Below are 15,178 nucleotides of genomic sequence, written 5' to 3' on the forward strand. Positions count from 1 at the left end.
CTGCCAGATGGCAGAGAATAAATGGATCTACATGGGCAAAGCCGTCATAAAAACTACTACGGAAAACTACCTTTCCGCATTTAAAAAACAGCTCAAAGGAGAAGTACTGGGAGATGCCTACAGTCTGGGGCTTTATGCAACGGATGCCAGCGTCTATCAAATGACTCCCAAAGTGGTCATCACTCCCAAAGATGAGGAAGATGTCCTTGCTGCCCTTAAAATAGCTCAGGAATATTCACTCAATGTCTTGCCAAGAGGCGGAGGAACCAGTCTTGCTGGCCAAACGGTTGGAGATGCCCTGGTGCTGGATTTCTCTCGGCACATGAATCAGGTCATAGAACTGAATGTGGCAGAAAAATGGGTGCGGGTCCAACCGGGTATGGTTCGAGATGAACTCAATGCTTTTCTGAAACCTCATGGTTTACATTTCGCTCCTGATCCTGCCACTTCCAGCCGTGCCAATGTTGGAGGGATGATCGGAAACAATTCCTCGGGAACCAAGAGCATTTTGTATGGCAAGACCGTCGATCATGTCCTGGGATTAAAAATTGCTTTGGCAGATGGTCAGGTATTGGAGCTTGACGAAAAGTCTCAGCAGGAGCTTGAGCAACTTCAGGAAATGAATACTCGGGAAGGGCGACTGTATAAGCACTTTTCCAAACTCATTCATAAAAACCATACAGAAATAGATACGCGCTTTCCCAAAGTCATGAGAAGGGTTGGTGGCTATAATCTGGATGAATTTCCCCTAAATCAAAACTGGAATCTGGCTAAACTGCTATGTGGAAGTGAAGGTACTTTGGGGGTGAGTCTGGAATGTAAACTGAATTTGGAACCCCTGCCTGCTTATAAATCGGTTTGCGTAGTTCATTTTGCTGAGGTACTGGAAGCAATTATGGCTGTAGAGCCTATGCTGGATTTTCGACCTGCTGCAGTGGAGATTCTGGATAGGACCGTTTTAAATTTGAGTAGGGAGAATTTAACTACTAATAGGGCTTGTCACTTTCTGGAAGGAGACGCAGCAGCCATCCTGATTGTAGAATTTTATTCCGATACTTTTGAGAATGTCATGGAGAGGCCTCGACATATGATCAAAATGTTGAAGGAGAAAGGATTGGGATATGCTTATCCTTTATTCCCCGAAGGAAAAGAATATGAGGATGTTTGGCTAATCCGAAAAAAAGGACTGGGCTTGATGTTGGGATTGAAAGGGGAAGCCAAGCCTTTGCCTTTCATTGAAGATTCCGGTATCCCCATAGAGGTCTTACCTGAATACATAGAGCGGGTATTAAAACTCTGTGAAGAAAATGAAACTCCAGTTGCCATGTATGCGCATGCAAGTGTAGGGGTGATACATGTTCGTCCCATTTTGGACTTGCGCAAAGAGATTGAAATTGAAAGATTCAAAGCGATTTCAGAAGGTACTTTCCAGATGGTGCAGGAATATGGTGGTTCATGGAGTGGGGAACATGGAGATGGCCTGGTGAGAAGCTTTTATAATGAACGCTACTTTGGAACAGAACTCTATCAGGTATTTAAAGAAATCAAAGCACTCTTTGATCCTAAAAACCGAATGAATCCGGGCAAGATTGTCGATTCTCCTTCAATAGACCAGAATCTCCGATATGGAGCTATCTATCAAGACCTTGAACCTGATACCATTTATCAATACAGAAAAGATGAGAACTTTGGGGCTTCGGTCCATATGTGTACAGGAGTAGGGGAGTGTCGAAAAATGCTGGGAGGAACCATGTGTCCCAGTTTTAAGGCGACCCGTGATGAAGAGCAGAGCACTCGTGGTAGAGCAAATGCCTTGCGTCTGGCTATGTCAGGGCAGTTGGAGGATGGTCTGGAAAGTAAGCGTTTGCAGGAAGTTATGGATCTCTGTCTTTCCTGTAAAGCTTGTAAATCTGAATGTCCCAGCAATGTGGATATGGCCAAGCTAAAAAGTGAGGTTCGGCAAATCTATATGGATAAAGCGGGTTTGAGTTTGCGTGACCGATTGATTCGCGACTCAGCCAAAGCTTCCCGAAGATTTTCGGGTTTTTGGGCTCCCTTGGTCAATTTCATTCAAAAGACTTATTTGTTTCGCTGGCTATTAGAAAGTCTGGGAGGATTTGATAAAAGAAGAGTATTACCTGATTACGCCAGGCAAAGTTTTGCTTCCTGGTTTAGGTCGAGTGAGAGAAAAGGCAAGGGTGATTTGGGGAAAGTGGTACTTTTCGCAGATACCTACCTCAATTATCATGAACCGAATATAGGCAAAGCCGCCACGCACCTACTGGAAGACTGCGGATATGAAGTGTTGCTGGCAGAGCCAGGTTGTTGTCAGCGACCTCGTATTTCCAATGGTTTTTTGCGGGAAGCCAAAGAAGCAGGAGGGGAAATGGCTGTAAAGCTGAAAGAATTCCTGGATCAGGGATTGCCTGTGTTAGTTTGTGAACCGAGTTGTGCCTCTGCTATGGTAGATGATTTGCCTGACTTATTGGAGGATGAAAGCCTTGCTTCACAATTATCCTCTCAGGTCAAAATGATTGATGTCTTTTTGGCAGAGGAAAAGACTGCCGGGAGACTAGAAGTCAACATTCGCCCGAAAGATAAAAGTCTTCTGCATGGGCATTGTCACCAGAAAGCAATGTTTGGAACAGCCTCTATGAAAAGTTTCTCCCCAGAGCTGGAAGAAATTCCCTCGGGTTGCTGTGGAATGGCAGGCTCTTTCGGCTATGAAAAAGAGCACTATGAAATATCGGAGAAAATCGGCTCAGAAATTCTTTTCCCTGCTGTAAAAGAAAAACCGAACAGCAAAATCATTGCATGTGGAGTGAGCTGTCGACATCAATTGGAGCATTTTACACAAACTCATGCCTTGCACTGGGTAGAAGCGGTGGAGGTGGTGAAATAAGATAGATGTGTTCAGGTGTTCTTGTGTTCTCGTGTTCTGGAGCTTTGGGAAGCCTGGGAGAAATGCAACGCCAACACGCCAATACTCCAACACGTTAATAGGAAGACTTCAAACAGCCCTGTCATTGCGAGCCTGTACTACAGGCGAAGCAATCCCCTTGACTCAAAAATAGGTTATTGTGGTCAAGGAGATTGCTTCACTTCGTTCGCAATGACAGCGTATTTGCTGTTTACTTTATTTCGTCCCAGTCTCCGCTCTTCGGATTGCTCCGTAAATCATCTTCGTACAAGTATCAAAATGCGGATCCACATTAGGATTGGGATTGCTTTGGGTCATGAGGAGAACCGTAAGGTCTTCGCTGGGATCAGACCAGTAGCGCGTCTTGAAGTATCCTCCCCAGCCAAAAGCTCCATCCTTCTCAGGATAGGTGGCATGCTCTGGAGTAGGAGAAATGGAAACGCCCAATCCATAGGGAAAATCATGAGACGTATTATTGGCGCACATGCGTTGTACGGTCGTATCATTGAGGATGCGGACTCCATTGAGTTCTCCACCATTGGTCAGCATGAGGGCGAAACGAGCGTAGTTCTCGGTAGTTCCGCAAAGTCCACCACCACCGCTGAAATAGGTCTTGGCTCCATTGACAGCAAAATTCATGAGGAGTTCGCCTGCAGAGTCTATCTGGGCCTCCGTAAAATCTGGATAAAGAGCCTTCACACCTTGTCTGGCAATTTGATCCGATTTAACGGCATTTCCCAAACCTCCTTCTTCTGAATAGGAGATAACCGGCAACATGCGATCCCGGTAAGAATCTTCGAGGTAAAAACCAGTATCATCCATTCCCAGCGGATCGAAAATTCTTTCTTGCATGAACTGATCCAGTGGCATTCCGGAAAGAACTTCCACCAAATAGCCCGTCATATCAATTCCTAAACCATAGGTCCATTTTTCTCCGGGTTGATGGAGTAAGGGAAGACCCGCGAGGGTTTTCATTTTATCGGCCAATACAAAAGGCTCCAGGCTCCAGGCATCATTTACACCTGCCTGGGCATACATGATGCCTGCTTCTGGCTGTACAAATCCATAGCCTAATCCAGAACTGTGAGTGAGTAAATTGCGGACGGTTAGCTCACGATTAGCAGGAACGGTAGTTCGGCTATAATCTTCAGGATTGAGGCTATCCAAAACCTGGGTGTTGGCAAATTCGGGGATGTATTTGGAAACCGGATCATCCAGTTTGAATTTTCCTTCCTGATAAAGAATCATAGCCGCAACAGCAGTAACAGGCTTGGTCATAGAGGCCATGCGGAAGATTTGGCCTTCGCGTAAAGGCTGCTTTTTTTCCAAATCCTCAAAACCGATCCGACTGTTGTGAACAATCTTTCCCCCACGAATAACCATAGCTTCAATACCTGGTAATTTCCCTTCATCTACCAAAGCTTGGGATACACTATCCATTTTGGCAAACATAGCTGCATCCATAGAGGCTTCGTCCGGATTGCTGGCCGGAATCTCATAGCGAGCTACGGTTTCAGGAGTAGTTTTACAGGAAATAAGGAAAAAAAGAGGGGCGAGTACGAGTAGTAGCGTTCGTTTCATTTAGATGTAGATTTACACCTAAGTTAAGAAGGATATAGATAAAAATATAGATCACTCTTCAAATCCATACTTCCCCCTCAGGGGCACAAAATGGAAATGATCCAGTTTATGGATTTCAAATTCTCTTCGGCTGATCTTTTTCACCAAAGTCATTTGCTGCTGACTGAGGTTGCCGACGGGAAGGATCATCATGCCTCCGATTTCCAATTGTTGCTTTAGGCTTTCGGGTATGCCGGGACTGGCGGCCGTAACAATGATGCGTTCGTAAGGTTGAAAGGTCGGCCAACCCATAGAGCCATCTCCTTTGTGGAGTTTAACTTTCAGACCCAGATTGTCTAGTCTTTCTTTCGCTTCCCTATGTAAACGGGCATCTATTTCTACGCTAAAGACCCGCATTCCCATAGCTGCAAGAATCGCTGCCTGATAACCAGAACCTGTACCGACTTCCAGGATCTTCATTTTGGGTTTGAGATCAAGGCTATAGGTTTGGTAGGCAACAGTAAATGGTTGGCTAATGGTTTGTCCACTTTGAATGGGCAGGGCCTTATCCTCATAGGCTTCGTGCTGGAAGGCATTTTCTACAAATAAATGCCGGGGAACTTTGGCAATAGCATCCAGAATCCGGGGATCATTGATTCCCTTCTCTTCCAATTCTTCAACAAGTCTGGCTCTTTGCCCTTTATGTTTATAAGTATCCAGCAATTTTTTAGGAAAATTTTAATAGTCGCTGCCAATTTTTGAGGAGTACAAATCTAGCAATTCTTGGCTTCATAATTCGTCCAAATGAGTTAACTTTGTGAAACTTTTTTCAGATGCAAAAAGTTAAGTTCTCAATCTCATCACTCGAACTTAAAAACAGATGATCAAGCACCCCGATTTTTTTGTAGATCGCCATTTAGGACCCACAGCTCAGGAACAGGAAAAAATGCTCAAAAGCCTGGGATTAGATTCTTTGGATGAGCTGGTAAATCAGACCATCCCCGGAAAGATCAGGCTGGAGAAAGAGCTTTCTCACAAAGAGGCTCTGAGTGAGTATGACTACCTGCAGATGCTGAAAGGGAAGGCTGCAAAAAATAAAATATTTCGCTCATATATTGGGCAAGGTTATTACGATTGTATCACGCCCTCTGTGATCCTTCGAAACATCTTTGAAAATCCCGGTTGGTATACCCAGTATACTCCATATCAGGCCGAGATTGCTCAAGGTCGATTGGAAGCTCTGTTAAACTTCCAGACCATGGTTTCTGACTTTACAGGACTGCCTGTTGCCAATGCATCCTTATTGGATGAGGGAACGGCTGCAGCTGAGGCTATGGCCATGACTTATGGGCAGAAAAAGAAAAAAGACAGAAAGTCTCAGGCCAATGTATTTCTGGTCGATGCCAATGCTTTCCCACAAAGCATAGAGGTAATTCAAACCCGTGCGGATGCTGCAGGTTTTGAAGTGCGCGTATCTGACCCTAAAGATTTTGTGATAAATGAAGAAGTATTCGCTGCTTTCATCCAATATCCCAATGCGGAAGGAGAAGCCAGGGAGTACAAAGAGCTAGCGGAAAAACTGCATGCGCAGAAGAGTTATCTGGTAGTAGCTTCTGATTTGATGGCTTTGGCCATGTTGGAAGCTCCGGGAAGTTTTGGTGCTGATGTTGTTGTAGGTTCTGCTCAAAGATTTGGCGTGCCTATGGGATTCGGAGGCCCTCATGCAGCTTTCTTTGCCACAAAAGAAGATTTCCTCCGCATGATCCCCGGTCGTATCATCGGAGTTTCCATTGATACAAATGAGAATCCTGCTTTGCGGATGACCTTACAGACCCGCGAGCAGCATATAAAAAGAGACCGCGCTACTTCTAATATCTGTACCGCTCAGGCCTTATTGGCCATTATGGCTTCTATGTATGCCGTCTACCATGGGCCTGTCAGAATCAGAAAAATTGCAGAGCGTATCCATACCAATGCCGGTAATCTCTATAATGGATTGAAAGCATTGGGCATTACGGCTAAGCATAGTGCTTTCTTCGATACCTTAAGGATTGAGTTGAGTGATGCCCAAATGGGTTCTCTTAAAGAGAAAGCGCAGGCCAATCAGATGAATTTCTTTTATGGAGAAGGGGAAGTTGGAATTGCGTTGGATGAAACGACAAGTGAAAAAGAGGTAAGAGAAATTTTGGGTCTTTTTGAGCACGTAAGTGGAACTTCTTTAAACGGATTCCAACAATCTACTGCGGCTGGAAGCTTCATTCCAGCTTCCTTGGCAAGAGGAGTAGATTACCTCAGCCATCCCATCTTTAATTCCTATCACTCTGAGACCGCGATGATGCGTTATCTCAAATTGTTGGAGAATAAGGACTTGTCTTTAACTCATGCGATGATCCCCTTAGGTTCATGTACCATGAAGTTGAATGCAGCTACCGAATTGATGCCGGTAAGTTGGCCAGAGTTTGCTAAAATCCATCCCTTTGCTCCTAAAGATCAGAGTGAAGGTTATGCAGAGATCATTGATGACCTGGGGAAAGACCTTTGCGAAATCACCGGTTTTGCCGGAATGTCTTTCCAGCCCAATTCAGGTGCGCAGGGAGAATATGCCGGACTGATGGTAATCAGAGCTTATCATCATGACAGAGGCGATCATCATAGAAATGTAGCCTTGATCCCTTCATCTGCTCACGGTACCAATCCGGCCAGTGCAGTTATGGCAGGGATGAAAGTGGTGGTTACTGCTTGTGATGAAATGGGCAATATCGATATGGATGATCTTCGGGCGAAAGCAGAAGCACATAGCGAAAACCTTTCCTGCCTGATGGTTACCTATCCTTCTACGCATGGCGTATTTGAGGAATCCATCATGGATATATGTGAGCTGATCCACCAACATGGAGGGCAAGTGTATATGGATGGAGCCAATATGAATGCACAGGTTGGGCTGACAAGTCCCGGAAGGATCGGAGCGGATGTTTGCCACCTGAATTTGCATAAAACATTTTCTATTCCACATGGAGGTGGAGGCCCGGGTATGGGACCTATTGGGGTTGCCGAGCATTTGGTGCCTTTCCTTCCGGGGCATGGATTGGCTGAGTATGGAGGAGATAAATCTATTTCTGCGCTTTCAGCGGCTCCATTTGGAAGTGCAAGTATTCTCTTGATTTCCTATGCTTATGTGAAACTGCTGGGCAGTGAGGGGTCAAGAAAAGCTACTGAGTATGCCATTCTTAATGCCAACTACATGAAGAATCGCCTGGAAGAGCACTATCCGGTCCTTTTTCAAGGAAGCAATGGCAGAGTAGCACATGAGTTTATACTCGATCTGAGAGAGTTTAAACACAAGCTGGGGCTGGAAGTAGATGATATCACCAAGCGATTGATTGACTATGGTTTCCATGCGCCTACAGTTTCCTGGCCCGTTCCCGGAACGATCATGATTGAGCCTACAGAAAGTGAGCCTCTATCTGAACTGGATAGGTTCTGTGATGCGATGATTGCTATCAGAGAAGAGATCAAAGAGATCGATATGGGCATAGCGGATGCAGAGGACAATGTGCTAAAACATTCTCCACATACCCTGGCTGAAATTACAACAGATGACTGGCAACATGCTTATTCTCGTGAAAAAGCAGCCTTCCCGGTCGCGAGCTTACGATTAATGAAATTCTGGCCAGCAGTGGCAAGGGTGAACAATACCTTCGGAGACAGAAATGTAGTCTGTACTTGTCCGCCCCTTGAGGCCTATATGGAAGAAGTATAACATAAAAAAGCCCCTCATCGAGGGGCTTTTTTATGCGTTATTTTTTATTCTTATCCTTCACTACCCGTATCAATCCTTCCTGGGTAACCGAAGCAACGAGGATTCCCTCCTGATTGAAAATACTTCCCCTCGTAAAGCCCCTTGCGTTAGAGGCACTGGGACTGTCTATCGCATATAGCAACCACTCATCCGAACGGAAGTTGCGGTGAAACCACATGGCGTGGTCAATGCTGGCAATGATGATCTTTTCCTTGTAGAAGGAAAGGTTATGGGGTAGCATGGCCGAGGTCAATAAATTGAAATCGGAAGCATAGGCTACCAGGTAACGATGCAAGGCATGATTGTCTGCGGCCACCTTGCCATTTGCCCGAAACCATACATGCTTAAAGGGAGGTCTTTTTCCGGGATTAAAGGGATTGATGTCTTCAACAGGTCTGATCTCAATGGGCCAGTCCTTTCTTTTGAACACGGAGGAAATCTCAAGGCCTTCTTTTTCCCATTTGGTTATGGATTCCTGATAGCTGGCCAATGATTCCGGATGGGGAACATTGAGCATATTGATCTGATGTTCGGCACCTTCCTCTTCGATCTGAAAAGAAGCCGCCATATTGAAGATCGGCCTTCCATGCTGAACGGCGACAACCCTTCTGGTCGTAAAACTCCTACCGTCTCGGATGGTATCTACTTCGTACACAATAGGAGCTTTGATGTCTCCGGGAAGAATGAAATAGGCATGCATAGAATGCGCCAATCTGTCTTTCGGAACGGTGCGAGTAGCTGCATTGAGTGCCTGAGCCAATACCTGTCCACCAAAGACTGATCGGCTGCCAATGTCTATGGTATTTCCCCGGAAAATATTCTCTTCAATCTTTTCCAGTTCCAGGGTATTTATCAGAAAATCTAAGGGATTCATAATTGGGTTTGCTGAAGATGAACTAGCCATTTTGATTTTCTTTTGCATGCATGGCTATGGCATAGTACTTCATTTGCTTAAGCATGGCATTGAGGCCATTGGAGCGATTGGGCGAAAGGTGCTCACGAACTCCGATCCTATCCAGAAAAGATAAATCTGCGTCCATAATCTCTTTTGCGCTGTGGTTGCTCAGCACCTTCACCAGCATAGCAATAAGGCCTTTGGTAATGATTGCATCACTATCCGCCAGAAACTTCACCTTGCTACCCTCTTGTTCGGCATGCAGCCAAACTTTCGACTGACAACCTCTTACAATATGCTCCTCATCCTTATACTCATCCGGCATGGGCTCCAATTCACGACCCAGCTCGATCAGGTGGGTGTATTTATCCATCCAATCCTCCAGGAAATCAAATTCCTCAACTAACTCTTCTGATAATTCTGCTATGCTCATCTGAATTTTTTGCAAATATAGTAAAAGTGTTAACGTGTGAGGGGGTTAGAGTGTTTGGGTATAGCGTGCGGTAGTGTTGTAGTTGCTAGAATTTAATTAGCTTTAAAATAATTCAACCCTAACACTACCGCACTATAACACCTTAACACGTCCTCCCATGCGCATTCACTTGTTCGAATTTGAAGATCAGCCCTGGTTTCCGAAGATCATTCGGGACTATATGACAGACTTTCTTCAGTTTGCCGCCAAGGTTTTTGATATCTATAAAGGGATCACGGATATTATTGTGAGAGGTGTCAAAGCTTCTGGCGAAAATCAGATCATTGATATGGGAGCCGGTGGGGGAGGAGGTTGGATTAAATTGGCTGTACAGGTCCAGCGAGAAATTCCGGATATCAAGATTACCCTGACAGATTTTTATCCCAATGTAGAGGCTTTCGAAAAGATGAAGGCGAATAATAAAGCCATCGATTTTCTTTCGACTCCGGTGGACGCACGTGCTGTTGATCCGAAATTGAGGGGATTGCGTACACAGTTTATTTCCCTGCACCATTTTCGCCCGGCAGATGCTCAAAAAATCTTGCAAAATGCCGTTGATGCAAAATCTCCTATAGCCATTTTCGAAGCTCAGGAAAGGAGTATTCCCAATTTCATTTCCATGATCATTGCTCCCATCAATGTCCTGGTGATGACTCCCTTTATCAGACCTTTTAAACTAGGGCGTATCATTTTTACCTACCTCATTCCTATCGTACCCCTCATTACCTTATGGGACGGTTTGGTGTCTGTGCTTCGGACCTATTCCCCTAAAGAATTGAACGGACTCATCTCTCAATTGGAAAATGGAGATAGTTTTGACTGGGAGATCGACAGGGTGAAGTCTGGTCCCGCCAAGATTCTGTATTTACTGGGAACGCCTAAATAGAAATGCATTAAAAGGGCTTTTTCCATTCCATATAATCAATGGCAGCCTGTATATGTGGGGCAAGTTGGGGACTAAATAGCTGAACTTGTTCATCGTTTTCTGGATGAGCAAATTCCAGTTTATAGGCCTGAAGCATAAGACCTGGAAGCTGAAATTCGTCTCTCCACAAACGGTTGTGATCTCGAACGCCATGTTTTTTGTCTCCGAGAATAGGGTGATGCTCGTAGGAAAGGTGTCTGCGAATCTGATGTCTCCTCCCGGTTAGCGGATGAACTTTTAATAAAGAATAGCGAACACTTTCAAATTCTCCTATAGGTATGGGCAATTCCTTTTGGGCGAGGGTCCAGAAATGGGTTTCGGCAGCTTGAAATTTGCGGGTGGGTTTTTTCCTGAGTTCCCGATCTATTTTTCCTTCTGCTTCAGCTAAACCTCGAACGATGCAGACATATTCTTTGTTCACCCTTTTTTCTGCAAAAGCGCGCATCATCACATTGGCGGCTTCTTTTGTGAGGGCGAATATCATCACGCCTGCTGTAGCTCTGTCTAATCGATGCACAGGATAGAGGTGTTTTTTTAGCTGGCGACTCAGGAGATTGAGGAGATTCTCAAATTCCCTTTGGGTGTACTCGTTTCGATGAACGATCATGCCTGCCGGTTTGTCAACTGCTACGATGTGTTCATCCAAATGCAGGATGTTTAGTTCGGGGACCTCCATTGCGGCAAGTTAGTCAAATATCTAGTCTGAGAAACATTCGCCGATAAAATGAAAAGGCATCCTTCAAAATCATGAAGGATGCCTATTGCACATATGCCTATTGCACATATGCTTATTTTAGCTCAATTACTTGATGTATAGTTTTTTATCAGGGCAAGCTTTGTAGAAAATATAAGCATTATTTCCAGTTTTGGTTATCGGCCACATACTTTCGTCCCAATCTCCTCTTGGTACTCTCCCTCCACATAAACCATAATGGTTAGGGTTTCCACTTCCTCCTAATCTCGCTTCGAATGTTCCAAGAATGTAGCTGGTAGGAGTGATATAGGCTCCACCGTTTTTAATCCTTACTTTGACCTCTGCATTATCCCCAGTTAAGGATATCAATTCCATTTCAGATTCTCCGCAGACTATTTTAGATTCAGATTTGAAGGATAACGTTTGATCACATCGTTTAGGACTAAAAGAAGGATTGTCTCCGGTGATTCTAAAATACCAAATCTCTTCATCTCTTCCGTCGGGCAATGCGCTTCCATCATGCGCTCCACCTACATGTGCTTCCCCGGTAACTGTGATATCGATCATGTCAAAAATATTGGATCTCGGCAAAATTGCAGCACCTCCAAAAGGTCCTCTTACAAACATGGCAATATTTTCTCCATCCTTACTCTTTATTTCATACTCGAAATTTCCACAGCTGATTGTCTGAGCAAAAGAACTTAGGGCAAAAAATAGGATTGCTGATAAGATCAAAAGACGTTTCATAATTACTCTTTGTTGAATTGATATTGCCTACTCTCTTAGGGATTTTCGGCTTTCTCCTTGGCGCCTTATTAGTATAACTGCCAAGGTTTTAAATTCATGCTTTCGAATAGTTTTTTGTTCTGAATGGTATCGAATTTGTTCTGAATGGTAATTTTTTTGCCAAAAAAATGTAAAAACAGGAAAATATTGCACTGCGTCCTTGTCTAATTAATAGGAAATCAGGCTGTTATATTTTTCTTAAAAACAAAGAGGCCGCTCCATTGAGCGACCTCCTTTTACCTATATTCCTTAAGAACCCGAACCTATACCCATTTCGGCTACCTCCCGAAGCGAGAGATTAGTTCTTTTACAGATTTGTCTTTTTTGAAACTTTTGAGTGCGGGATGCTTTTTCAATACGGCAGTTTTATATTTGCCTTCTTTGATGGCTTCTTTCAGCAAGCTCAATCCTGCATCCTGATCTCCTTCTTTAATTTTTATTAAGCCCATACCCATTTTGATTTGGTGAGGAACTTCTGGACTTCCACCCTGAGCCATGACAAAGTGATTTTTGGCTTCCTGAATATTACCAGCATTTAGGTAGCTATAGGCCAGTTCCCAAAGATTCTCAGAAGTTTCGAAACTGTTATTGAGTTTAAAGGCATATTTGAAGCTTTGAATGGCAGAAATGTTTTCTCCCAGTCGAAACTGAGTTCTGGCTTTTTGGATGTAAGCTTCTGCATAGCCTTCCTTCTGCTTGAGAGCCTGGGTGTATTCAGGTATGGCTTTTTTGAACTTGCCATTTTTGAAATGCACATCTCCTCTAGATAAATAAGCTGCCGGGAAATTTGGTTGGTATTTGATAGCACTTGAATAATCGGAAAAAGCTCTGCTGAGGTCTTTCATTCCTTCATAAGCTCTTCCTCGATAATAATAGGCTTCAGCAAAATTTTTCTCTTCTTTTAGTGCAGCCGAAAGATTCTTGACAGCTTGTGGGTGATTACCTATTTGTGTCCGAAGTTTGCCCGCTTTGAACTGAACTTCAGCTTGCACAGCATCTCTTTGTAAGAGTTTGTCATAACATGTCAGGGCTCTGTCCAGTTTGCCTAAAGCCTGATAGGTATCTCCCGCGTAAATGTAACTGGGTAAATATGCAGGCTCCACAGCCATAGAATTTTCAAAATCCTTGACTGCGAGACTGAGTTGTCCCAGTTTTTGACGAGAAAGCCCTCTTTGCTTGAATGCCATATAATAATTGCCATCCAGTTTGAGTACCTGGCCGTAGTCTTCGATGGCTTCCAGAAACTTTTCTTCTTTAAAAGCCGCTTCTCCTTTGTTATACCAGGCTTCTTTAAACTTGGGTTCAACTTCGGTCGCATGGGTAAAAGATTCTCTTGCGAAACTGAAATTCTTTTGTGCGTAGGCATCCTGACCAGTTTTGAAGTAGTCATTGGCGATTTTTTTCAAATGCTCTCGACCTGTTTTGTTAAGGCCGTTATTTCGGGCTTTGATAAAATCTTCGGAAGCCGCCGTGAATTCCTGTAAGCCTAAATAAGAAAGCCCACGATAGTACCAACCCTCTGGATCTTCGGGACTCAAACGGACGACCTGAGCGAAATCATTTACAGCATTTCCGTGGATTTCCAGTCGATTGCGAATGATTCCTCTTTCTTTGTAAAGTTCTACCCTTTGTGGGCTAAACTCTATGGCTTCAGTATAGTCTTCAATTCCCTTTTCATCCTGACGGGTAAGTACAAAGAGTTTGGCTCTTCTTCTCAGGAGATCAGGATCATTTCTAAAGGTAGAAATAGCCAATCCAAAATCCGTAATGGCTTTATTATAATTTTGTTCCTTTTCAGCAATTGAGCCTCTCAATAGATAAGCTTCGCGCAGGTCTGGATAGAGTTTGATCGCTTTGGTGAAATCATTGACGGCTTGTTTGACCTTTTCGATCTCCAGATAGCATTTTCCTCTGGCCAAATAGAGGTCCGGATTCTCACCCTTCTTCTTTAGCTCTTTATTATAAACTTTGATCCCTGCCTGATAATCTTTTCCATAACGGGCTTTCAGATCATGAAGATAAATCTGGTTTTGATCCATTTCCTTGATCTTCATCTCAATCTCCTCAATACCCGGACGCAATTTCAAGGCCTGACGATAATGCTTGAGTGCAATTTCATAGTTGTGAATGGTAGCATTTAGCCTGCCTAATTTTTCTGCAGCCAGAAATTGAGCAGATTCCATACGCGCTTTATCATCCACAATCTGCTTTACGCTATTGATTTTCTTCAGGAGACTTACCTGATAGGGATCTACTGCCTGCGCTTCTTCATAGGCAGCCAGGGCTTTTTGGAATTCTTCTTCCTCCAAGGCGCGATCCCCTCTATCAACCAGAGATTTATAGGTAGCTTGTTTCTCTTTTTCAAATCGCTCTTTTCTTGCTTGAATATCCTCTTCAAACTTTCGGAGATATTCTGCTTCTATTTCTTTGGCGCGGGCTTCTATTTCCGCAGCACGAGAATCACTACTAAGGCTTTCGTTTCCTCCCATAGCCAATGAGATGGATTCGGCCATTTGATAATTGATTTCCTCAAATTTCTCATCTTCTCCCAGGAAGACGATGCTCACGATGCGGGTTTTCCACTGACTCCCTTCTTTATCTGCACGGAGTTCTGCGATTCGTTTTCCAGATCGATATCGATTGGCAACTTCCTTATGGGTACTCCCGAATTTGCTTTGGAAATACACCCGTACATAGGTATAGGATTTTTTTTCTACTGCCGAACTTTTGATAGAATCAAACTGGATTGTGGGACTGGCTGTTTTCTTGTAGAAAATGTCCAGATCCTGCAGATAGCGAAGTGCGCTTAGATCCACCGCATCCTCAGCTTTATAATGGCGAGGATTTACATCATCCTCAACGATGGCATTTTGATCATAAAAAAGCTGATTGGGATTTTCAGAGGAAAAACTATTGGCAATCAGCATTTCCGTCTGGCTCAAGGTGATATTTTCATTGCTAATCACATTGAGCAGAGATTCCAGCTCCTTGATCATGAGTTTAGCATTATAGGAAATCTCGATCTTGTCGGCTGGACTTAGGTTGGATTGTGCGTGTAAGTTTTGAGCTAAGAAGCCTGTCAGCAGGCAGAGTACGATTGATAAATAAGTTTTCATAATGAGTGGGC

The 15,178-nt window shown here is 44.0% G+C and carries 10 protein-coding genes; 3 read left to right on the forward strand and 7 right to left on the reverse strand.

Features of this window, described 5'->3' with window-relative positions; translation table 11 throughout:
- The first annotated feature begins 7 nt into the window (after positions 1–7).
- The gene (locus tag R8P61_30870) at positions 8–2,902 is read left to right on the forward strand and encodes an FAD-linked oxidase C-terminal domain-containing protein (protein ID MDW3651523.1); all 2,895 of its coding nucleotides are present in this window, start codon (positions 8–10) and stop codon (positions 2,900–2,902) included.
- A 234-nt stretch (positions 2,903–3,136) separates the two neighbouring features.
- On the opposite strand, the gene R8P61_30875 is transcribed toward R8P61_30870, so the two are convergent.
- The gene (locus R8P61_30875) at positions 3,137–4,501 is read right to left on the reverse strand and encodes a serine hydrolase domain-containing protein (protein ID MDW3651524.1); all 1,365 of its coding nucleotides are present in this window, start codon (positions 4,499–4,501) and stop codon (positions 3,137–3,139) included.
- A gap of 51 nt (positions 4,502–4,552) precedes the next feature.
- On the reverse strand, positions 4,553–5,203 hold the full coding sequence (locus tag R8P61_30880) for a protein-L-isoaspartate(D-aspartate) O-methyltransferase (protein MDW3651525.1): 651 nt from the start codon (positions 5,201–5,203) through the stop codon (positions 4,553–4,555).
- A gap of 157 nt (positions 5,204–5,360) precedes the next feature.
- Here R8P61_30880 and gcvP point away from each other — a divergent pair, with 157 nt between their 5' ends.
- The gene (gcvP, locus tag R8P61_30885) at positions 5,361–8,240 is read left to right on the forward strand and encodes an aminomethyl-transferring glycine dehydrogenase (protein MDW3651526.1); all 2,880 of its coding nucleotides are present in this window, start codon (positions 5,361–5,363) and stop codon (positions 8,238–8,240) included.
- 37 nt (positions 8,241–8,277) lie between these two features.
- Here gcvP and tesB read toward each other — a convergent pair whose 3' ends face one another.
- Both tesB and R8P61_30895 read right to left on the reverse strand, forming a co-directional pair.
- Entirely contained in the window at positions 8,278–9,156 is an 879-nt protein-coding gene (gene tesB, locus R8P61_30890) for an acyl-CoA thioesterase II (GenBank protein ID MDW3651527.1), read from the reverse strand.
- 19 nt (positions 9,157–9,175) lie between these two features.
- The gene (locus R8P61_30895; GenBank protein MDW3651528.1) at positions 9,176–9,607 is read right to left on the reverse strand and encodes a SufE family protein; all 432 of its coding nucleotides are present in this window, start codon (positions 9,605–9,607) and stop codon (positions 9,176–9,178) included.
- A 157-nt stretch (positions 9,608–9,764) separates the two neighbouring features.
- Here R8P61_30895 and R8P61_30900 point away from each other — a divergent pair, with 157 nt between their 5' ends.
- Positions 9,765–10,532, forward strand: a complete 768-nt coding sequence (locus R8P61_30900) for a hypothetical protein (GenBank protein MDW3651529.1) — start codon at positions 9,765–9,767, stop codon at positions 10,530–10,532.
- A gap of 7 nt (positions 10,533–10,539) precedes the next feature.
- Here the strand turns inward: R8P61_30900 and R8P61_30905 are convergent, their stop codons facing one another.
- The 3 genes from R8P61_30905 to R8P61_30915 all read right to left on the reverse strand — a co-directional run bounded on the left by R8P61_30905 (position 10,540) and on the right by R8P61_30915 (position 15,167).
- Positions 10,540–11,247, reverse strand: coding sequence for a pseudouridine synthase (locus R8P61_30905; GenBank protein ID MDW3651530.1), 708 nt, complete (start codon positions 11,245–11,247; stop codon positions 10,540–10,542).
- Between the two features lie 126 nt (positions 11,248–11,373).
- A complete protein-coding gene (locus R8P61_30910) occupies positions 11,374–12,012 on the reverse strand; it encodes a hypothetical protein (protein ID MDW3651531.1) in 639 nt (212 codons plus the stop codon).
- A gap of 317 nt (positions 12,013–12,329) precedes the next feature.
- Complete coding sequence (locus tag R8P61_30915) at positions 12,330–15,167, reverse strand: tetratricopeptide repeat protein (protein ID MDW3651532.1); 2,838 nt, start codon at positions 15,165–15,167, stop codon at positions 12,330–12,332.
- Between the last annotated feature and the right edge of the window lie 11 nt (positions 15,168–15,178).

It is taken from the genome of Bacteroidia bacterium (assembly GCA_033391075.1).
Taxonomy (GTDB): Bacteria; Bacteroidota; Bacteroidia; order J057; family J057; genus JAWPMV01.